The following is a 21,315-nucleotide window of genomic DNA, read 5'->3' as shown; positions in this document are numbered from 1 at the left end:
CCACTTGAGGGGTGCGGTGCAGGTTGTCCCGCGGCGCCGTTGCGACCCGTGTCAACCCAAGGCGCCCAGGGCGTTCATCACCTGGTGGGCTGCCGCCACGCGGTCGATGGCGGGGAAGTTCCGGTTGGCCAGCATCACCAGGGCCACTTGGCGTTGCGGGATCAGCGCCACATAGCCTGCGAATCCGAACGTCGATCCGGTCTTGTTCAGGAGCATGGAGCGCGTTGGCGGCGGCAACGACCGCACTGCCCGCGTGGTCAGCGACTCGCTCAACGCGGTGTCCTTGTCCCGAGCGTCCACGGCCCGCGGTGAAATCGCCTGCACGGCCAGCGCATCGAAGACGGCGCGTGGCCCGTTGCCTTCCACCAAGGCTTGCAGCGACCATGGCGACGGATACATCTCCCAGCCCATGCCTTGCTGCATCGGCCCAACCTGGTATCGGGGAATCATGGTGTGCGCCACGGCCAACCGCAATGCGGGTGGCATGCGTTCGGGATCCAGCAGCGACTGAAGAAAATGAAGCATGTCGCTGGCCGTGGACTTGATGCCGTAGGCCTGCGCATCGAATACGCCGGGATTGACGCGCACCTGCCGCTGGTTCTTGTCATGACCCCAGGCATAGCGATGCATCTGTGCGTCAGGAACCTGGATGTAGGTGCTGGTCAGTCCCAGCGGGGCCAGCAGGGCTCGTTTGCTCAGCTCGGCAAAATCTCCACCCAATGCCTCGGCGGTGGCATGTCCCAGCAGACCGATGCTGGGGTTGGAGTACCGCCGGATCACCCCAGGCGCTGCGCTGGGGTTGAATGCCGAGAGGTATGCGATGGCCTGGTCGTCCGACGTCACGTCCTCGGGGAACTGCAGGGGCAGGCCGCCAGCGGTGTAGGTCGCCAGATGCAGGGGTGTGGCCTGTCCGATCGGCGTACCTCGCAGTGGCGGCACGATCTCGCCAACAGGAAGGTCCAGGTTCAGGCGCCCCTCCACGTGGGCAAGGGCCGCCAGCGTCGACGCAAAACACTTGCTGATCGAACCAAGTTCGAAGATCGTGTTGCGCGTTGCCGCGCCTCCCCCCTGCCTGGCGGTGGTGCCCGACTCCAGGAAGTACGGCCGGCCCTCCAGCACAAGACCCACGACCAAGCCCGGGATGTCGTGTGTTCGAACCAGCGGCCCATAGGTGGCGCTCAGCAGAGCTTCAACGTCTGCGGCGCGGGTGGCGCTGTGGGCAAGCGCTGGCGCCACGCAAGCACTGGCGGCAGCCAGTATCAAGCGGCGGCGCTTGATCGGTGCGATGTTGTCAACAGTCATTTCATGTGCGGTGCAGGTCAATGCGGTCAAGCATAAGACCTGCCGCGTTGGTACCGCTGGGCGATCACGTTGGCAGCCTGGCAATCACCTTGATCTCGAACTGGAAGCCGTACAGCCAGGTGACACCAACGCCGGTGAGCGTCGGGTAAGGTGCTTCACCCCAGTGCTCTTGCACCACGGGCCACGCCACCTCGAAGTTCTGCTCCGGGTTCACCATGAACACGGTCACGTCGATCACGTCCTTGAAGCTGCAGCCCGCAGCCGCGAGGATGTCGTTGAGGTTCTGGAAGGCGAGGCGCACCTGCGTGGGCAGGTCGGGCTCGGGCGTACCGTCCGGTCGGCTTCCCACCTGCCCCGACACGAACAGAAAGCCGTTCGAGCGGATGGCGGGTGAGTAGCGGTTGCGCTCGTACAAGGCCTGGCGGCCGGCGGGGAAAACAACGTCTCGGGGGTGGGTCATGGCACGCGCTTCTGAAACAAGGGTTGATGAGGCATCGACTCTAGAAAGTCACCGCGCACGGATAAACCTGCCAGATCGACAATCACTGTTTGCACAATCCAGACAATCAGATCGCAACCAGAGAACTCCATGGACCGATTCGATGCCATGCAGGCATTCGCGCGTGTGGTGGAGGCAGGCAGCTTCACCAAGGCGGCTGAGACCCTGCGACTGAACAAGACCAGCGTGACCCAGCTCATCCAGCAGCTGGAAGCACGACTGCGCGTGAAACTGCTCAACCGCACCACGCGCAAGGTGCAAGTGACCGCGGACGGCGCCGCCTACTATGAACGCGTGGTACGCCTGCTGGCTGAGCTGGACGACGCCGAGACCAGCCTGTCCAGCGCCAAGACCTCGCCACGCGGACGCCTGCGCGTGGACGTACCCAGCCCGCTCGCGCGCTTCGTGCTCGTGCCCGCGCTGCCCGGGTTCCATGCGAAGTACCCCGACATCCAGATCGACATGGGTGTGAGCGACCGCATGGTTGACCTGATTGGCGATAGCGTGGACTGTGTGATCCGCGGTGGTGAGATTGCAGAGCCCTCGCTGGTCGCACGCCTTGTCGGCGAACTGCCGATATGCGCGTACGCCGCACCCGGCTATCTGCAGCGCCACGGTACGCCTGGACACCCCATGGACCTGGAGAACCCGCACCACCGCGTGGTGGGTTTTCTCAGCACGCGCACCGGTCGCGTGCCGCCCTTTGCCATGCAGCGCGGTGAAGACGAACGCATCACCGTGCGTGGTCACCACGTTCTGGCGCTCGACGACGGCAACGCGTACCTGGCGGCGGGCCTGGCCAGCCTGGGCGTGTTGCAACTGCCCACGTACATGGCCCGCGAACACGTGACACGTGGCGAACTGATGCCTTTGTTCGATGGATGGCGCTTTGACCCGATGCCGCTTTATCTGGCGTATCCGCCAAACCGGTATGTGAGCGCGAAGCTGCGCGTGTTCGTGGACTGGGTGGTGGGTGTTGTTGGCGAGATTGCGCCGCCGGGGGCACGGCCAAGGCCCTGATGGACCCTGGTTCCTGTAGACACCAAGAATCGAGTTCGCGTCGGCCGGATTCAGCGTGCGCGTCATGCTGGGTGTTGCGCAGCAGCGTGAGGTCTTCTCGGCAACCCACGCGCCGAACCGCGTCTGGCGCTGCAGCATCGGCGGCACTCCCTCATTGCTCAGCGATTCGTGCCTGGTGGCGCCATGCGCCGTAGTCAGCCCGGGCGCTGACCTTCACCGGCATGCCGCTGTGGACCGTTACCCTTGGGTCATCGATACCGATCATGTGCAACACCGCATCGCTCGTGGCGATGTACGTGGCTCCTTCGCACAGCGCAATGGGCGCCACAGATGCGTCCACGCCGAGCCATACCGTACCGTGATCGATGCGCAGCGTGTCACCAAGACGCACACAGACCTGCAGGCTGTGCTCCATGGAGAGACGCCATTCGCTGACGAGACGCGCAGATTCGACAAGCGCAAGATTTTCGTTCGCGCCGAACGCAGTACCGAATGAAATCATCGCAGCACTCCCTTCACCACAGCGTTTATGGCCTGTCGATGCTTGCCGCCCTGTCATCCGGCCGCGAAGTCGGTGGACACGGAAAGCGCAGCGTGTTCGGCAATCTCCACCTGACGCCGGTCAAACGCCTGGCGAGCGTAGGCCAATGCGTCGGAACCTGCCGTGAATCGAAGCGGTGGTTTGGCCATTGCAGCCATCTGCACCAACGCGCGCCCCAACTTTGCCGGATCACCGGGCTGCCGATGGTTGTAGGCCTCGTAGTCAACACGCGCTGCGCCTTGCGGATCGTCATAGTCAACGATCCTTTTGTCACCGTAGCGAACCGAGGTCGCGTCCAGAAAATCGGTGCGAAAGAATCCGGGCTCCACAACGGTGACATGGATCCCGAAGCGTGCCACCTCAAGGGCCAGTGACTCCGAGAATCCCTCGACGGCAAACTTGGTCGCGCAGTAGATGGACGACGATTCGAATCCCATGAAGCCACCGATCGAGGCCAGGTTGAAGATGTGCCCGCTTCGCTGACTTCGCATGTGGGGAAGCACAGCCCGCGTGACGTGCATCAAGCCAAACACGTTGGTCTGGAACTGCTCGTCGATGGCCGTACTGGCCACCTCCTCGAACAGACCCAGCTGCCCGTAACCGGCGTTGTTGACCACTACGTCGATGCGTCCGAAACGATCGACCGCCCGAGCAACGGCATCGACGGACTGCGGCTCACGGGCAACGTCCAGCGGAAGACAAAGAACGCTTTCCCCATGTCCTGCGAACGTCGCTTCGAGGTCTCTTGCCTTTCGGCCCGTGGCCACCACCCGATGACCTGCCTCGAGCGCGCTGCGTGCGATCGCCGCACCGATGCCGCGCCCAGCGCCAGTGATGAACCAGACATTGCTCACGGTTTCCTCCTGATCGGGGTTGAACATGGGCAAAGTCTAGGAACGGAACATCGTTCGGCTGTAGCCCGAAATCACACGGAACTTGCCTGATCGTGCAAACCGGCACCGCGTGGTCCTCATGACCACGCAGCGAACGCCCCTCGCCCTGTTCTGGAGTCACCACGGACCAGGCTGCGTGCCACCACGCCTGGCTTGGTCGTGCCCGCAGGAATGTGCAAAGCGCGAATAGTTTTGGGCAATGCACTCAGGGGAGGTCACCCTAGAGTCCAGCCCATCCACACACCTTGATGGAAAGGCCAAGCTCCATGAATGCGCCCATCATCCTGTCGCACACCGGCAGACTGCTCCTGACCGCCGCCCTGCTGCTGACAGCCAGCACCAGTTCGCTTGCCACGGCCACCGCGCCTGAGGGCTCGGCCAACAGCCCGCGCTACGAGAAGGGCATGCAGGTTCTGCGCGACCTCAACAACGGGCAACCGCAGCCGGTCTTCGAAGCCATGCGCAGGGAGTTCCCCTTCCTGGCCGAGAGCACCGCGTCGTATGCGCTGGGCGATGTGTGGGGGCGAGAGGTGCTCGATCCCAAGACACGTCAACTCGCCGCAATGGCGGCGTTCGCCTCGCTCGGTCTGCGCGGCTTCTTCAAAACGCATGCGGGCTATGCGCTCAATCTCGGGGCCACGCCCGATGAGCTCAAGGAGATCGCCTACCTGGTGACCGTGCCAGCGGGATTTCCGCGCGCCATCGAGGCATCGCAAGCCCTGCAAGAGCTGTTCAACGAACGGGGGCTGACCAGCCCACAAGGCAGACAACCGTGACAGCTCCGTAGCATTTCTCTAGAGTTCACCTCATGGCCCAGACCACCGTGGCGTTCAACGAACCAACTCTCGCCGCAAGCGGCAATGCTTCCAGCATGGCCGAACTGCGGGCCCTGTTCGAGCGCCACGCACCCGGCGATGGTTTCTTTCCCGCACCGATCGCGGGTCTGCAACTGATCCGTGCCAGCGCGCCCAGCGAACCCTTGAGCGTGATGTACCGCCCCGCTCTCTGTGTGGTGCTGAGCGGAAGAAAACGCGTGTTCCTGAACGACCAGATCACGGAGTACGGCTCGAACGACCACCTCGTGATTTCGCAAGACTTGCCTGTGTTTGGGCAAGTCATCGAAGCAACGCCTCTCGAGCCGTACCTGTGCGTTCATCTGCGCATCGAGCACGCCGAAATCAACCAGCTCGTGCTCGACCATGGCCTGCCACAAGAACCTGCAGGCGCCACCGCGCACGCGGCTCGGGGGTTGTACGTCGAGCCTTCCACCGCTGCGTTGATGGATGCGATCCTTCGCCTGGTACGGCTGCTGGACTCGCCGGCCGATCTGGCGGCCATTGCGCCACTCGTGCGGCGCGAGATCGTCTACCGGTTGATGAGCTCACCCAATGGCTGGCGCATTGCGCGCACCGCGAAAGCCGACTGCTACGACCAACGCATCGCACGCGTGCTTGCCGTGCTGCGGGCGCGCTTTCGCGAACCCATCGGCGTTCCCGAACTCGCCGACATCGCCCACTTGAGCCCATCGGCCTTGCACCTTCATTTCAAGACGGTGACATCGTTCACACCACTGCAATACGTCAAGCAGTTGCGCCTGCAGGAAGCGCGGCGACTGCTGGTGACCACCGACATGGATGCAGCGGCGGTGGCTTTCACGATCGGCTACGAGAGCCCTTCCCAGTTCAGCCGGGAGTACGCGCGCATGTTCGGCGAACCTCCTGTGCGCGACAGGGCTCGCTTGTTGGGTACTGCAGTCGTGTACGCCCTGGAATAGGCTCGTACGCCCCTCGATCCAGGGGGAGCGGTGTTTTGACGACCACTGGCGGTCGAATGCAAGCCCCCGCTTCAGCGCAAGTGCGAGTCACTGGGGTCAGCGCCTTCGTTTCCTACCCACACATCGGCGTTGATTAACTAAAATTGTGGATAATTTTCCCAAATAATGTATGCTGTTGGAGTGCACTGGAAACCCGACCCCCTGCTCTATCCACCCTACCTGCGGGCACGGATCAGGCGTCGCCGTGGCGTTGGGTGTGGCCCCCACTATGTCCCGTGGCTGAAGGTCCGCGACGTGCCGTCGCGTGGCACGTCATTGGTGAGCCGCGGGGTGTCCAGCGGCAGATCGCACCATCTGCTGTCTGAACTGGAGGCCATCTATTTCTATCTTCTGGAAAGACGCGCTGGCATTGCCGAGATCCGCGAGCAGTGGCCCATCTTGGACATGGATCGAACGTTGGAGTTGTGCGCAAGGTTCGGCGTACGCCCGCGCATGCGAAACGGCTGTCCCGAACCGTTCACTATCGACTTTCTGGTCACCGAGCGGGTCGACGGCCGACTGACGTACCGGGCAGCCAGCGTCAAGTCGCCGGACGATGCGCGGGATCCTGAAACACGGCTGCGACTGGCCGTCGAACACGCCTGGTGCCAGGACCGAGGCATCCCCTGGACTCTCGTGGACACCCAGCGATTCGACAAAACCATGCTGGAGACCCTGCGCTTCATACGCGGCTGGTTCCGTCACAAGTACGCTCCCGATGCCGCGTTAGAGGAACGCTTCGTGGCGCAGTTCGCTGCCCACCATGCACCCAACCGGTTGCTGAGCGAAGTGCTGGCACGCGTGTCGCGGTCGCTACGGCAGCCAGTCGCCACGACGGAGGATGTTTTCCGCTACTGCGCGTGGTCAGGCCAGATTCAGCCTTCGCTCGCACGCCCCCTTTCAATGGACGCGCCCGTCGTCATGACGTCGGACCTCGCACATGCCTGACTTCCAGGTGCTTCCGCACAGCCCAGCCCTCACTGCCGGGCTGGTTCTTCGTGTCGGGTCAGCGCCTCATCGCTACTTGCGACTCACGCATGTCTTCCGGACCTGCGCGTACGGCATGTGGGTTGGCGACCCCGAGGCGGCTCGATACGCGCGCCGGCCCCACGCGATACCGCTGCGGGATCTGAAGGCGCTCGCTGCATCTCCGTCAGCGGCCTGGGGGCGTCTCGTGTTGCCACCAGCCTTGTCAACCGAGCCGGAGAAAGATTCCGACAAGGCCGCCTTGCTCGATAGTGCCTGGGGTCTGGTGCAGGCGCTGGTCCAAGCATTTCAGAGTGAGTCCAATCTGTCCCGCCAGTCCTTTTCCGCGCTAGTCCGTCAGCGCGCTGAGGAGACGGAGTCGAGTCCGTCCACGGTGCTGCGAACCTTGCTGAGGTACTACTACTTCGGCGGTACGCGCCTGGCGCTGCTCCCTCTGCCTCCGGGCGTCAAGCCCGGCCAGGTAGCTTACGCGGACGACACCGAGACTGGACGTCCCCCGCCGCGGCGACGTGGACGCCAGAGTTCCTTGGCTCGTGAACTGGGTCGCAACGAGTTCATCGTTCGTTCCGAAGACATCCAGGACATGGTTGACTGCTTCAAGCGGCTGCTGGCCAAAGGTCCTACGTTCAAGACCATTGCACACGAAGACTACCTGGCCAAAGAATTCCGCGCGCGGCACAGGGCGCTCTATGACAAATACGTCGCCCGTGAGATTCCTGAGCCAGTCACGGCCCGACAATTCCGCAACTACCTTGATGAGCACCTGAGGGTCACCGAGGAGCTGGCCAGGAATGTGCGTACGCATACGCGCAATCCGGGCTTCACGGGCAACGTGCGTGCCGCAGGTCCTGGGGAGATCTACGAGATCGACGCCACCGGCGGACGACTGCATCTGGTGTCCAGCGACGACCCGCCGGTGCTGCTTGGCAAGCCCACAATCTATCTGCTGATTGACCGCTGGAGCCGATTCGTCGTCTCGGCCTACATCTCGCTGCGACCAGCCTCTTATGAGGAAGTGCGCCACGCGCTACTCGTTGCCTTCACTTCGCGGGAAGCCCGATTCAACCGGCTGGGCATCAACGTCACTGACGAGCGCTGGCCCGTGGGGCGGATGCCCGCCGTGATCTGCCCCGACCGCGGCTCCGACTTCATGAGCGAATCGATGGAACAGAGCGTCGTCAACGACCTGCGCATCGATCTGACCCCATTGCCGCCGCTTTGCCCTGATGGCAAGGCCATCGTGGAGCGCTTGATCCGCGAAATCAAGCGCCGCATGGCCGCATCCGGCATCGAAGGTGTTTTTGCTGACCGTCCGATGGACCCCAGGACCAAACGGGCGACACGCAAGGCCGCTGCCGCCGCAGTGCGGACCCTCTCGGAGGCCTACCGGCTATTGGTCGATATCGTCGTCGACCACAACAACCGCCCACACAGCACGTTGCGCCGCCGCCGGGTCCTGACCCAAGCCGGTGTGCAGCCCACGCCGCGGGAGGCCTACCTTTGGGGCCTGCGCCACATCACAGGCCTGCGTTCGGCGCCGCTCAGCGAGAACGACTACCATCGCCTGCTGCTGAGCACCGACAAGGCCAGCATCGCCAACGGTGTGCTCAGCTACAAGAGCCGCCCTTACCTGCCCGACAACGAACCTGCCGCCGGGCTAGCGCGCCACTCGACGCGTCGTCCCAGACGCGTGGATGTGCGACTGGACAAGACCTTGCCGACGCAAATCTTTGTCCCGAATGTGCATGGGAACTGGGCGCGGTTTCAGATGTCGGGCGGGGTGGCCAACGAGATCGCCGGAGTCTCGCTGGACGAGGAGGAGGCAATGGCGGATCACACGGCGCTGCTGTGGGCACGTGCCGACCATCAGGGACGTGTCGCGCGCGTCGCCGCGAAGACCGCCAAGCATACGTCCCCGGGCAAGACGGCAGCCGAAGGGGCTGTGTCGAACTTGGGCAAGGCAGTTAAAGGCAAACCTGCCGCCGCCCAACTTCCTCGCGCCGAATTGATTGCGGCCCGAAACAAGGAGACGGCCCGCATGAAGGCTGCTCTCCATGGCAAGTCCTCCAACGCATCTACTGATGCCGACCCGCCGCAAGCGTCGACACCCGACTGGATGCGCGTGGAAGAGGAAGAGCGCCAGCGCAATCTGGCCTTGATACGCAAGCACAGGAGCCGACGTTGAGTCACGAAACCAGCGATAGCCTCGTCCAAACTGCAGCCTATGTGGACACCGGCGTCCGCAGGTTTTCGGGGAATCCGTTCATCGAGGCATTACCCCCCATCGAGCAGACCAAGCTCGAGTTCTTGACCCTGCTCTCACACTATCCAATCCGCCCCAGCGCCACGACGCGCAAGGCCGGCGAGGTCGTGCGGATCATGGAGTTGTCAGCGGTGAACGACTTGGTGTTCCCGTTCCCCGAGTACCAGAAGGCGGGCCTCGCGCTGGCGACCATGATGCGCGACACCTATGTGGCGCGCAATCCGCTGTCCGTGATCGACCGGCAGCGGCGTCACGCGCTTGCCACTGGTGGTAGCGACGGCTTTCCGTTCCCGGCCAATTGGAAGTCCTCCGCCAAGGGCCACTTCATGATGGCGGTGAGTGGCATGGGCAAGACCACGTTCGCGCTGGCCTATCTCCTGAGATACCCCCAGGTGATCGTGCACAGCGCGTACCAGGGCACCGAGCTCCGATGCCATCAGGTTGTCTACGTGGTGCTGCGGGTGCCTCATGACGCCACTTTGAAGAGCCTGTGCATCCAGTTCTTCGACGAGATTGACCGGTTGCTAGGCACCAACTATGCGCGCCAGGCCAATGCCATCCGCAACGTGGCGCCGATGGTGGAATTGATGAACCGGGTGGCGACGGCCGTCTCGTTGGGCTTCATGGTGGTCGACGAAGTCCAGAACCTGCGCAGCGCCCGTGGAGGGAATGCCGAGTTCGTCCTGAATCTCTTCAGCGAGATCATTGAGCGGCTGGGTATCAGCCTGCTAGCCTTGGCCACGCCGGCCGTGCAATCGGTGATCGAAGGGAGTGTGCGCAATGCCCGCAAGCTCGCCTCCTATGGCGAGACCGTGCTCCGGCCCATGGCAAGGTCCGACCCGCAATGGGAAGACTTCTGCGAAACCTATTGGGACTACTCCTATGTCAAGAAGAAGACCTCGCTGACGAAGGCGACCCTGGACGCCTGGCACCAGGCGTCCGCCGGCAACACCGCCTTTGCCGCGTTGGCCTTCGTGCTTTCGCAGCGCAACGAAATCGGAGGACGCGAGGTCATCGATGCTGCAGCATTCGAGCGCACCGCAGCGACCGACATGGCCTTCCTGCAACCCGCCATTGCCGCCTTGCGCAGCAACGATCCCCGCAAGCTACGCACCTTCGATGACCTGATTTTCAGCCCACGATATCGGGCGCTTCGGCGGTTGCTCGGTGCCAAGGACGAGCAGCCGGTAAACGGGAAGGGCGAGGGGGCCGGCGAAGAGTTCGACGACGTTTCGTCCACGCCGCGCCCGGAGTCCGGCCCGGCCAAGCGTGCGCGCCGGGGTGCCGCCCTCAACGCAGGCCCGGTCGACCTGCCCGAGGAAGACCCGCTGGCCTTCTGAGCACTCCAACACTCGCGTCCGGCCTTGCACCCCATTACCCGAGCTTCGGGGTCCGTCGCCGGCATCGCGTATGTGCCCACGTTACTACCGGACGAGCTACTGTATTCGTGGCTGGCCCGGGTCGCTGCGCTCAATGCCATGGGCGCGCCGCGTGATGTCCTACAGCGATTCTTCGGCTGCTGCACGCTAGTGCCGAGCGTAGACCTGCCGACGCAGTTGCTTGCGCTGGCCCATCGACTCGGCAGCTGGCTTCCGTTCGCGACCCTCGACGAACTGCTGGATCGAGGAACGCTGCTGCCCTACCACCGGCCCTTCCTCACGGCAGCGAGTCACTCCCGTGTACGCCAAATCCTGCTGCACGGCGATGGGAAGGGACTCAAGACGCTGATGGGCAGGGTTGCCAACCGCTTTGGCGCCCATCCTGCGTTGCGCAGCTGTCCTGACTGCATGGTCGACAGTTGGAGTTGCTATGGCAGCCTTTACTGGATGCGCCGACACCAACTGCCCGGTGTTAACCTCTGCACCATCCACGGCATCCCGCTCCATGGCATGCAGTTGCAGGCCCGTACGCACCGTCAGCGGCTGCTTTCGCCCATGGCTACGCCAGGGGCGCAGAGCGCCATCCAGGCCGACGCGCGGCAATTGCGGTTCGCCCTGCTGTCGCAGGACCTCCTTGAGATCGCCCTGCCCGTGATCGCTCCGTTGCAGCGGGCGGCGACGTACCGGGAGGCCGCGCTGGCGCTGGGATACGGCACCCGACGCGGCCGCGTGGAATTCCCGGCACTTGTCGATGCGCTTCGCCGGCGCTACGACGACTTTGAGGGCTTCGACCATCAGGCGCGGCTACTTGCCACCGCTGCGCATCCGCTGGGCTGGCTTAGGCCCCTGTTCGACAGGCCTGAGCGATCGCTGCACCCAATCTGTCATCTGTTGCTGATCGACTTCCTGTTCGGCTCCGTGGCGGCGTTCAAGGTGGCTTGTGCCGAGTACGACCTGGCACTTCCCGCTCGGCCGCTCGACGACCCGTCCTTTGCACTGGCCGCCATTGACCCGGTCGTCGTCGGCGCGGTCAAGGTTCATGCTTCGTCCTCTACGCTAGCGATCACCCTCGAGGACGCGCTGCGCGATCCATCGCTATCCTGCCGCCAAGCGGCCGCGAGGGTGGGCAAGAGCGTGACGACCGTGGTGGCCTTGCGCCGAGCACGGGCCATTCCTATCCAGGAACGCCGCAAGTCGCTGCATCCTACCGTGATCGACCAGGTCCTGAAGGCCTTGGGCTCGCTGTGTTCGCTGCCGGCCGTTGCCAAACGGACGGGCGTCTCGCTGAGTTCGGTGTACCGGATCCTCGCTCAGTACCCGACGACGCCACGGCCTCGCCGAGACGAGGACGGTATCGCGCAGGGGCCACTGCGGCGGGCAAGCTGGGTGACTGCGCTGCAGGCCTGCCGGATGGAAGGGATGGGTGGAGTGGCTGCGGCCCGTGCGCGAGCCGGCGCCGACTATGCCTGGCTCTACCGGCATGACCGCGCCTGGCTCGTCTCAACGAACAACGCGGAGCCTTCTTTCAAACGCCGCAATGGCGGGTCAGGCCGGGTGGACTGGGTCAGGCGCGACACCGAGCTCTGTCAGTTGCTGCAACAGCAACTCAGCCAGTTACGAGACGAGGCGCCACCGCAGCGCTTGACGAAGACCCGGCTGCTGCGTTCTCTCGGCGAGACGATGGTTAGGCGCAACCTGGGCCAACTTCCCCAGCTTGTCGTCTTGCTGGACAAGGAGGTGGAGTCGGAGCAGGCCTTTGGCATGCGCCGTGTCGACTACGCTGTTGCCCTGCTGGTCAGCGAAGGTGCTCAGCTACGTCTGTGGCGCGTCCAGCGTCTGGCGGGTCTGCGCCGATGGTCGCCCTCGCTCACCACCTATGCGAATCAACTGGTTGAACCGCTCCATGCTCAGAATTCCCTACGTCCCCACGGCCTACCCTGACGAAATGCTGGCGTCCCTCCTGACGCGGCTCCAGCTGTATAACGGCGCCGGCCTGTGGCGCAGTCTCCTGGAAGAGACCGGTTACGGGCGGCGTACGCTCTCGCCGTTCTTCAGCACTCCCATGCAGGATGCCAAGCTGGAGAGATTGCTGGCTGCGTTGGGCTACACCTATCCGCGGATGCTTCGCGAACTGACCGTTTTGCCATTCTGGCTGTCTTTTAACCAAGCCACCAAAACCCGGTCGCAGGTTAGATTCGACGCTGCGAGTGGCCGAATCTCTAGACTAACGACGTTGGGCCACTCCCAGTTCCTGCCGGGCGCTCAGTACTGTCCAGCCTGCCTGTGGGACGATATCAAGGCCTTCGGTGAGCCATATGTGCACCGCAACCACCAGTTACCTGTGGCACGTGTCTGCACCCGGCACGGGGTGACCCTACGGTTCACCTGCCCGGTATGCGAGATCGTGGTCATGCCCTTTACCCGAGCGCTGTTGCGCCCCCCGGCGCTTCGATGCCAGTGCGGCCAGGACCTTTCGAGCATCACCGCATCACCGCCCGCGCATCAGCAAGCCCTGCTGCGACTGAGCCAGTTTGCGGCGGACGCTCTTACCTGCACCGACGCACCGTGGACGCTGGAGCAGATCCTTGCGGTTCTGCGCGAGCGCTCGGGAATGATGCGAAAGAGCTTCAAGCGCAGCGCCATGCAACTGATGCAAGACGCCTATGGCCCGCCGGACAAAGGCCGCTCCAAGGCCAGCGCCGTTCTGAGCTGGGAAGACGCAGGGGCCTCCCTGCGATTGAAGACCGGTGGCGGCGTGACAGCGCTGCGCGCACCGGAATTCTGCGCGCTGCTGGCTGCAGCTGGGCTGAGCTTCGACGAGTTCAGACAGGCGGTTAGCCAAGTCGATGTGGCCGATGTGCCGGTCAAACCCATGCGACGGCGCCCCTTCACGATCGAGCAAGCACGCCAGGAATTCGAGCGGTTCGAATCCGAATCGCCAGGGAAGGCCGCTAGGCAGCTGCTGAACAGTTCACCGAAGCTCTTTTGGCTGCTGCGCTTGCGCGACAGCGCCTTCGTGCGAGCGCACGGCTACCCCTTGCACAAGCCCATCCCGACTGTCGAGGCCGATCGCGAAAAGCTTGAGAAGCTACTGGGACAGAGCGATCACATACCGAAAAATGTCTCGGCGGCGATTCGCGCATCGATCCGCGATCGGTCTTGGCTGCGAGCAAGCATCCAGGCGCAGCGCGTCGCGCCCGCCTCCCCGCAAAAGCCGGCGCAGCGCGTTCAACAGGACAGGGCCGTGGCCCTGTCTCGGGCCTTGTTCTCGGTGCTGCGAACGCAGGCACGGCCGGCGCGTGTGCATGCGGGTCTTTTGGCGAAGTTCGTCCAGATCTCCATGAATCAGGCCTTGCACACGATCGCCCACACGCCAGCGCTTCAGGCCTTGGTAGACGCCGTCAACGCGGACAAGGATCGCCGCCTGGCGTTCTGGGCCGCACGCAGTTTCATTGAGGAAGGCCGCTACCCGAGTGCCTTGGAAGTCTTGGTGCGCGCCGGCCTGCCACCGAGGCGGGTCAATCGTCAGGTGTGCATCGAAGCCATCGCATGCTTCACCGCCAGCCACAAAAACCAGTGATACAAACGTTTTGCTCTGCGATCGGCGCTATCCGTCAGCGCGACTCGGCACGTATGGACATCTGCTCGCGCAGTGCCCAGCGTCTTATGCCACTCAAAGTTGCCACGTCTATCACTCCTGAAATCTCCTGCTGCCAAAAGCAGCAGGATAGGGTTCTTACGTGGGTCAGCTTTAAATGGAAATTGCTGCTCTAAGTGGGTCAGTTTTCAAGGGCAGTCGAACAACTTCGCGATAGGCTTGAGGGGTTGTCTGGTAGACAGGCTCGCGTAACTTGAGACGCGGTACTTACGGCTGACCACAGTCGTAGCCGCCGAAGATGACAGCCGCCTTGATCCCGCTGCAAGCAAGGATCAACAACAGGCCTGCCATGAATCGATGCTTCATGAAATGTCTCCTTCATTGGATATTGGTGCAAGGATAGCTTGCTCTCGCAGGCTATGGATGCCTTATCGCCTGCGGCCAGCCATTCAACCAATGGCACGTAAAACATTGGACTAGCTGTCAATTTTGGGATGACTGGATCGGAGTTCTGCGACAAATGCCTGCATTGGGGGTCGGCAGCTCCAGTTCAACTCGAGTTCAACAACTCATTCGGGAACTGGCTGCTGCCACACGTCTTCGAGTACCCAGTCTTTATGGCATTGCAGTCCTGCGAAGCACTGGCCGTCGAATGTCAGGTGGTGATCGCCTCCGACTTCAGGGAAATCGCGCTCGAATGACTCAGTCCAGTCTGAAGCTGTCGAAACGGCCTGTGCAGGCCGTCAGAATCCTAGACACCTTTGGCTTCAAGATTTGATCAGTTGGCTGTTTCCATCCTCGATACGAAACACTTGACGCAGGTACGCAAGAAACGTCTCGTCGTCGCAAATGGTTTTGCCCGGCGAGTCGGAGAGCTTGGCGACGGGTTGGCCATTGCAGCTCACCAGCTTCATGACAATGTTCAGCGGGGTCAAACCCACATCGTTGGTGAGATTCGTGCCGATGCCGAACCCGGTCTGGATGCGGTCGGCGAAACGTTCGTACAGACCCAGTGCAGCCTGCAGGTCCAGGCCGTCGGAGAACACCAGCCGCTTGCTGTGCGCATTGACCTTCAGGCGGGCGTAGTGCGCCAGTGCCTTCTCGCCCCACATGACGGGATCACCCGAGTCGTGGCGCAGCCCGTCGAAGAGCTTGGCGAAGTAGAGGTCGAAGTCGGCAAGGAACGCGTCCATGCCCACCACATCGGTCAAGGCCACGCCCAGGTCCCCGCGGTACTCCTGCACCCAGTTCTCCAGGGCCGCCTTCTGAAAGCCCTTGAGTTGTACGCCCGTTGCCTGGAAGGTCTGGAGGTATTCGTGCGCCATGGTGCCGATGGGCACCAGGCCGTATTTCTTTGCCAAGTGGACGTTGGACGTGCCCTTGAAGAACTCGGGCACCTCACGCGCCAGGGTCGCCACCACCTCCTCCTGCCACGCGGCCGAGAAGCGCCGGCGCACACCGAAGTCGAAGAACTCGAACGGGTGCTCGCGTTGAAGTTCCCGCGCGCCGATCCGCAGCAGCGTGATCTTGCCCTGCAGACGCCGACGACCTTCTTCGAGCGCTTCCGGCGTGGCCAGGCGCCGAAAGTGGATTTCGTTGACGATGGCGAGCACGAAGATCTCGAACAGCATCACATGGATCTGGGGACCCTTGGCCACGATGCTCAGCCCATCACCGTTGGCCGACACCGAGATGTAGCGCTGCTGTAGGCGAAAGATCCGCAGGAAATCGATGAAGTCGGATTTCATGTACCGCAGGCCACCCAGGTACTGCAGCTCTTCCTCGGTGAAGCGCAGCGTGCACAGGTGCTCGATCTGTCGTTCCACCTCGCCCCGGATCTCGCTGAGCGGGTAAGCGGCCTCGTTGCGGCACACAAAGCGGTACTCGGCCTGGTTGGCCGGCATCGAGTGCAGCATGGGCTGCAGCATGGTGAACTTGTAAAGGTCGGTCCCCAGCAGTGAAGTCACGACCGGAACATAGTCCGCTATCGCTTCCTGCGCTGGTGTGTGGTGCGTGTTCAATGGGTCTCCCAGTTGTGTCCGTTTGTCATGACAAGGATTGTGCGAACTCGTCCACGGTCGTCACACCGGTGCCGGCCGCGCGAGCGCGTTCGAACAACGCATCGGCGAGCTTCTCGAAGCCCGGCACCGGACTCATGCAGTCCCGCAGCAGCACCACTCTCGGCATAAGAGCGGGTGCACCGGCCAGGAAGCGCATGAATTGGTCATAACTGGCCGCCACACAGTGGCTTGATGCCTGACCCGCGATGGCGATGAGATCGGCACCGCCGGCAAGCGAGGTGGCCAGCGCCGTGTTGAACTGGGTGCCCGGGACCGACGGCACGGGAGCATCGGCTTCGAACACCCCGAAGTGCTCGGTCAACGGGTACTCGCCCTTGAGCACCTTGGCCACGGCGCGCTGGTGGGTCATTTCCCAGGCCGCGAGGCTGCGGGCCACATCGCTATGGATGTTGTGACCCCAGGTCCCCGTGACGCAGTGCACCGGCCACACCACCATCCCTTCCTTGCCAGCAGCCGCCAGTTGTTCGAGCATGCCGACGACCTGGGCGGTCAAGCCAGTATCCCTGGGGCGGAAGGCACCGGCGATCACATCCGCTGCTGTGATGAAGGTGAAGGGCGCAACCGACTGCCCGTCCCGGCCCAGCCAGAACGTGGTGCGTTCGACCGCAACGCTCGCATGCGAATCCAGCGTGACCGTGACGTCGCTGATGTGGCCCTGGTTCTCCTCGATGAAGCTGGCCAGGCGCTTGAGGTCGTGGTTGGCACCGGCGACCGGCAGCGCCGCGCCGCCGATGTCGCAGAAATCGTTTTGGGGATCAATGATCAGCAGCTTGGTGCGCATGTCAGTCCTTGGTGGATTGCACTTCGACAGAGCGGAACGTCCGCGGAAACACCGCCGCTCGCTCACGGTCCAGGATGCGGTAGCCCATGGCAGCGCGACCGGCATCACCGGCGATGGGCCCCGCCTCGGTCAGGAACTGCGCGTCCAGCATGCGCTTGCGAAACGCGCTCTTGTCCATGGGCCGGCCCAGCACGGTCTCGTAGGTGCGTTGCAGCTGCGGCAGCGTGAAAGGCTCTGGCAACAGAAAGGCCGGAAGCGACGTGTACTCCACCTTGCCACGCAGACGCTCCACAGCCGCCGCCAGGATCTCTGCGTGGTCGAAGGCCAGGCGCTTACGCAAGGCCATGGCGACCTCGATCCATGCGGATCCAGGTGGCGCAGTCTCCGCCGTTTTTTCACCCACCTCGGGCGGTGGAACCAGGGCGAAGTAGACGTGGGTGGCACACCACCCCCGCGGATCCCGTGTAGCGCTGCCCCAGCTGCCCAGTTGCTCCAGGTAGGGGGTCTGAAGCCCGGTCTTCTCCCGCAGCTTGCGCAGCGCGCAGTGGTGCAGGCTCGCGTCGACTTCCACGTTGATGAATCCGCCCGGCAGAGCCCAGCGCCCTGGGTGGGGATCCAACGCCACATCCGGACGGCGCACGAGCAGCACCTTCAACTGGTCGTCGAGCACCGTGAAGATCACCACGTCGACCGTGACCAGCGGGCGTTCGAAGGCGGATACCGGTGGGCGTCTTGCGGGTTTTTTGGCGGCCATGCTTGACATCTCCTGTTCGGGTTGTACTATACAACTTATTAAAGGTTGTACTGTGCAACTTAACAAGGAGATCCAAATGCTTGGCATCCAGTTCATCAAATCGCAGCCCACCACCCACCTCATGCAGTTCCGCGGCGGCAAGCTTGTGCGCCAGGGGGCGGGCTTGTCTTTCTTCTACTACGCACCCACCACCTCGCTGGTCGCGGTGCCGATCGCCAGCCGCGACGCCGGCTTCATGCTGGACCTGGTCACCAGCGATTTCCAGGGTGTGACGGTTCAGGGCGAAGTCACTTACCGGGTGGGCGACCCCGGCCGCATCTACAAGATGATGGATTTCTCACTGGAGCCCGATGGCGTCACCTACGCCTCGGACGACCCTGAGCGCCTGCAGGACCGGGTCGTGATGCAGGTGCGCGCCATCGTGCAGCAGGTGATCCAGGCGCTGCCGCTTCGCAATGCACTCAAGGCCACGGCCGAGGTCGCGCGTGCCGCACAGGAACAGTTGGGCAACCAGCCCGAGGTGAAGGCGCTGGGCCTGGAGATCCTGGGGGTGGCGGTGGTGGCCATCAAACCCACACCCGACATCGCGCGGGCCTTGGAGGCCGAGGCCCGAGAGGCCAACCTGAAAGCAGCCGATGACGCGATCTCCCAGCGCCGCATGGCCGGGGTGCAGAACGAGCGGGCCATCCGGCAGAACGAACTGGACACGGAGATCGCAGTGGAGGTGAAGAAGCGCGAGATCCAGGAAACCCAGATGGAGGCCAAGGCCGCGGCCATGCGGCGCCAGAACGAATTGCGGGCGGAGCAGATGAGCGCCGACATCGTGCTGGAGAACCAGCGCAAGGAATTCGTCACCAGCGAGTCCGAGAACACGCGCCAGGAGGCGGAGGCGCAGGCGCACAAGGTGCGCGCGGTGATGGACGCCCTGGAGAAAGCCGATCCCCGGGTGGTGCAGGCCCTGGCGGCCGTGGGCATGCAGCCCGGCCAGCTGATCGCCCAGGCCTTTGGCGGCATCGCCGAGCGGGCCGAGCGCATCGGGCAGCTGAACATGTCGCCCGAGTTGCTCAATTCGCTGCTGGGCGCCGGTGCGGGCGCAGGAGCCGGGACTGGGTCGGTGGCGGCACGGAGGACGGTGTGAGCACGGGCGCTGCACAAGGTGATCGGCGGGTCGTGCTGGTGACCCGGCGCACCCGGCTGGACAACCTGATCGCCCGCTACAACACACTCGGACAGGCGAAGTTCTATGTCGAGCACCTGGGGGCGGATTTCTCGGACTACCTGACCGAGAGCGAGGCGTACGCGGCCAGCCTGCGAGTCACCGTTCAGGCCCTGCAAACCTGGGGCCGCTACCAGATCGTGGACCGCTCCCTGCTGGCCAACTTCGTGTTTGCGGCCTCGGACATCGTGGTGGCGCTGGGGCAGGATGGCCTGGTGGCCAACACCATGAAGTACCTTGAGGGGCAACCGCTGGTGGGCCTCAACCCGGAGCCGTCGCGCTGGGACGGTGTGTTGCTGCCGTTCCAGCCCGCTGACCTAGGCGCGATCTTGCCGGGCGTTGCAGCAGACCAGCGAGACACCCGCCCGGTGACCATGGCCGAGGCGCGCCTGAGCGACGGGCAGGTGCTGCGCGCCGTGAACGATCTCTTCATCGGACCCCGCAGCCACACCTCGGCGCTCTACGACCTGTCGCATCGATCGACAACCGAATTCCAGTCGTCCTCGGGCTTGATCGTCTCGACCGGCCTGGGCTCCACGGCCTGGCTCAAAAGCATCGTGACGGGTTCGATGGCGATTGCGCGCAGCTTGGGCATGCCATCGTCGGAGGACGCCTACCAGCCCATGCCCTGGGAAGAGCGGGCGCTGGTGTTTGCCGTTCGGGAGCCGTTTCCGACACGGACCTCACAGGCCACGCTGGTTTACGGGCGGGTGCTGCCCAGCGAGCCGCTCAAGGTGCGATCGCGCATGCCGGACAACGGCATCATCTTCTCGGACGGCATGGAGACGGACTACTTGCAGTTCACGGCGGGGATGGAGGCCACGATTGCGCCGTCGGCGACGACTGGCAGGCTGGTGATCTGAAATCGTTCCCGGTGAAGACAATGCAATCGTTGCAGTTCTTGGATCTGGAAGTCAGCTCAAGACTGAGGCTGTGTGAAAACGCTTGAATTGGCCGATGTGATCACTTAAGGTTCGACAACGCGACTTTAGGTGGGCGATATGAAGCGATTCATCGAGGGCGAGGAGCGCAGTCAAGTCACGCTGCTGCCGGAGTGCTTGGACGACTACATCGCAGACGACAACCCAGTGCGGGTCGTCGATGTCTTCGTCGATGAGCTGAAATTGCACCAGCTCGGCTTCGACGGTGTGAAGCCCGCATCGACTGGCCGACCGTCCTACCACCCTGCAGTGCTGCTGAAGATCTACATCTACGGCTACCTCAACCAAGTCCAATCGAGCCGGCGCCTGGAGCGTGAGGCTCAGCGCAACGTCGAGCTGATGTGGCTGACCGGCCGCCTGACACCAGACTTCAAGACCATCGCTGACTTCCGCAAGGATCATGGAGACGCGATCCGAAAGGTTTGCCGCGAGTTCGTCCTGTTGTGCCGGCGGCTCAAGCTATTCGCCGACGGCATTGTTGCCATCGATGGGAGCAAGTTCAAAGCAGTCAACAACCGCGACAAGAACTTCACAAGCAACAAGATCCAGGTGCGGATGCAGCAGCTGGAGCACAGCATCAACCGTTACCTCGCCGAGCTTGACCGCGCCGACCGTGATCCCGCGATCGTTCTTCCAGAGCGGGTGGCCCGTCTGAAGGAGAGGATCGCCAAGATCAAAGAGCAGATGCGCGGCCTTGGCAAGATCGAGGAGCAGTTGCAAACCTCGCAGGAGCGTCAAATCTCTCTCACCGATCCGGATGCTCGCTCCATGGCCACCAGTCGCCTGGGTTCTGCAGTCGTGGGGTACAACGTGCAGACCGCAGTCGATGCCAAGCACCATCTGATCGTTGCGCACGAGGTGACCAACGCCGTCACGGACCGCGGCCAGTTGGCCGCAATGGCAAAGGCTGCCCAGGAGGCAGCAGCGCATCCGAATCTGATTGTCTTGGCGGACCGTGGCTACTTCGAGGGGTACCAGATTCTTGAATGTGAACAGGCGGGTATCGCGGCGATGGTGCCCAAGCCGCTGACCTCGGGTGGTAAGTTTGAGGGTCGCTTTGACAAGCGAGACTTCATCTACAACAGTGAGCGCGACGAGTACCGGTGCCCTGCAGGGCAGACGGGCGTGTCCGAATTTTTGTGTGTGAGGCGCCGGAAGACTTGTCCACGGTGTCGCTCGTCGCTTGCGACGAACGAGCGACGCGGTGGTCAAGTCGCTGCCGCATGTTACGCGGCGGGTCGGGTGAA

Annotated in this window: 18 protein-coding genes and 1 pseudogene; 11 read left to right on the top strand and 8 right to left on the bottom strand. The window is 63.2% G+C overall.

The features are described 5' to 3' along the window. Window positions 1-51: 51 nt before the first annotated feature. Window positions 52-1,302, bottom strand: a complete 1,251-nt coding sequence (locus M3149_RS14170) for a beta-lactamase (protein WP_251710193.1) — start codon at window positions 1,300-1,302, stop codon at window positions 52-54. A 64-nt stretch (window positions 1,303-1,366) separates the two neighbouring features. Further along, complete coding sequence (locus M3149_RS14165; protein WP_251710192.1) at window positions 1,367-1,762, bottom strand: RidA family protein; 396 nt, start codon at window positions 1,760-1,762, stop codon at window positions 1,367-1,369. 129 nt (window positions 1,763-1,891) lie between these two features. On the opposite strand from M3149_RS14165, the gene M3149_RS14160 reads away from it, so the two are divergent. Continuing rightward, window positions 1,892-2,821: a LysR family transcriptional regulator gene (locus M3149_RS14160; RefSeq protein WP_251710191.1), complete on the top strand. Its 930-nt coding sequence runs from the start codon at window positions 1,892-1,894 to the stop codon at window positions 2,819-2,821. Window positions 2,822-2,972: 151 nt separating this feature from the next. On the opposite strand, the gene M3149_RS14155 is transcribed toward M3149_RS14160, so the two are convergent. Continuing rightward, window positions 2,973-3,323, bottom strand: coding sequence for a hypothetical protein (locus M3149_RS14155; RefSeq protein WP_251710190.1), 351 nt, complete (start codon window positions 3,321-3,323; stop codon window positions 2,973-2,975). A gap of 53 nt (window positions 3,324-3,376) precedes the next feature. After that, entirely contained in the window at window positions 3,377-4,243 is an 867-nt protein-coding gene (locus tag M3149_RS14150) for an oxidoreductase (protein ID WP_251710189.1), read from the bottom strand. Window positions 4,244-4,521: 278 nt separating this feature from the next. Between M3149_RS14150 and M3149_RS14145 the strand changes: the two genes are divergently transcribed. The 7 genes from M3149_RS14145 (at window position 4,522) to M3149_RS14115 (ending at window position 14,277) form a co-directional block, all read left to right on the top strand. Beyond that, a complete protein-coding gene (locus M3149_RS14145) occupies window positions 4,522-5,031 on the top strand; it encodes a carboxymuconolactone decarboxylase family protein (protein WP_251710188.1) in 510 nt (169 codons plus the stop codon). 32 nt (window positions 5,032-5,063) lie between these two features. Beyond that, window positions 5,064-6,029, top strand: a complete 966-nt coding sequence (locus M3149_RS14140) for an AraC family transcriptional regulator (RefSeq protein WP_251710187.1) — start codon at window positions 5,064-5,066, stop codon at window positions 6,027-6,029. A gap of 294 nt (window positions 6,030-6,323) precedes the next feature. Then, on the top strand, window positions 6,324-7,016 hold the full coding sequence (locus M3149_RS14135) for a TnsA endonuclease N-terminal domain-containing protein (protein WP_251710186.1): 693 nt from the start codon (window positions 6,324-6,326) through the stop codon (window positions 7,014-7,016). Further along, window positions 7,009-9,240 carry a transposase family protein gene (locus M3149_RS14130; RefSeq protein WP_251710185.1) on the top strand — a complete coding sequence of 744 codons (2,232 nt, stop codon included), beginning with the start codon at window positions 7,009-7,011 and terminating at the stop codon, window positions 9,238-9,240. The genes M3149_RS14135 and M3149_RS14130 overlap by 8 nt, the downstream gene beginning before the upstream one ends. Beyond that, the gene (locus tag M3149_RS14125; protein WP_251710184.1) at window positions 9,237-10,658 is read left to right on the top strand and encodes an ATP-binding protein; all 1,422 of its coding nucleotides are present in this window, start codon (window positions 9,237-9,239) and stop codon (window positions 10,656-10,658) included. Before M3149_RS14130 ends, M3149_RS14125 begins: the two co-directional genes overlap by 4 nt. A gap of 24 nt (window positions 10,659-10,682) precedes the next feature. Continuing rightward, window positions 10,683-12,638: a TnsD family Tn7-like transposition protein gene (locus M3149_RS14120; RefSeq protein ID WP_251710183.1), complete on the top strand. Its 1,956-nt coding sequence runs from the start codon at window positions 10,683-10,685 to the stop codon at window positions 12,636-12,638. Then, window positions 12,601-14,277, top strand: coding sequence for a TniQ family protein (locus M3149_RS14115; protein ID WP_251710182.1), 1,677 nt, complete (start codon window positions 12,601-12,603; stop codon window positions 14,275-14,277). The genes M3149_RS14120 and M3149_RS14115 overlap by 38 nt, the downstream gene beginning before the upstream one ends. 37 nt (window positions 14,278-14,314) lie before the next feature. On the opposite strand, the pseudogene M3149_RS23190 reads toward M3149_RS14115, so the two are convergent. The 4 genes and pseudogenes from M3149_RS23190 to M3149_RS14095 form a co-directional block, all read right to left on the bottom strand. Then, window positions 14,315-14,392, bottom strand: a pseudogene (locus M3149_RS23190) (XRE family transcriptional regulator); the annotation flags it as partial. A 670-nt stretch (window positions 14,393-15,062) separates the two neighbouring features. Continuing rightward, window positions 15,063-16,316, bottom strand: coding sequence for a nicotinate phosphoribosyltransferase (gene pncB / locus M3149_RS14105; RefSeq protein ID WP_285887119.1), 1,254 nt, complete (start codon window positions 16,314-16,316; stop codon window positions 15,063-15,065). A gap of 25 nt (window positions 16,317-16,341) precedes the next feature. Then, window positions 16,342-17,157: an isochorismatase family protein gene (locus M3149_RS14100; protein WP_251710181.1), complete on the bottom strand. Its 816-nt coding sequence runs from the start codon at window positions 17,155-17,157 to the stop codon at window positions 16,342-16,344. Window position 17,158: 1 nt separating this feature from the next. Further along, on the bottom strand, window positions 17,159-17,911 hold the full coding sequence (locus M3149_RS14095) for an NUDIX hydrolase (protein ID WP_251710180.1): 753 nt from the start codon (window positions 17,909-17,911) through the stop codon (window positions 17,159-17,161). A gap of 76 nt (window positions 17,912-17,987) precedes the next feature. Between M3149_RS14095 and M3149_RS14090 the strand changes: the two genes are divergently transcribed. The 3 genes from M3149_RS14090 to M3149_RS14080 form a co-directional block, all read left to right on the top strand. Beyond that, window positions 17,988-19,049 carry an SPFH domain-containing protein gene (locus M3149_RS14090; RefSeq protein WP_251710179.1) on the top strand — a complete coding sequence of 354 codons (1,062 nt, stop codon included), beginning with the start codon at window positions 17,988-17,990 and terminating at the stop codon, window positions 19,047-19,049. Further along, window positions 19,046-19,990 (top strand): sugar kinase, encoded by a 945-nt coding sequence (locus tag M3149_RS14085; protein WP_251710178.1) that lies wholly within the window; start codon window positions 19,046-19,048, stop codon window positions 19,988-19,990. The genes M3149_RS14090 and M3149_RS14085 overlap by 4 nt, the downstream gene beginning before the upstream one ends. Before the next feature lie 138 nt (window positions 19,991-20,128). After that, the coding region (locus M3149_RS14080) for an IS1182 family transposase (protein WP_251710177.1) at window positions 20,129-21,315 on the top strand (1,187 nt) is incomplete at its 3' end.

This window comes from Hydrogenophaga intermedia (assembly GCF_023715105.1).
Classification (GTDB): domain Bacteria; phylum Pseudomonadota; class Gammaproteobacteria; order Burkholderiales; family Burkholderiaceae_C; genus Hydrogenophaga; species Hydrogenophaga intermedia_A.
The sequence above is the reverse complement of the archived record's forward strand: the minus strand, read 5'-3'. Positions and strand labels throughout refer to the sequence as shown.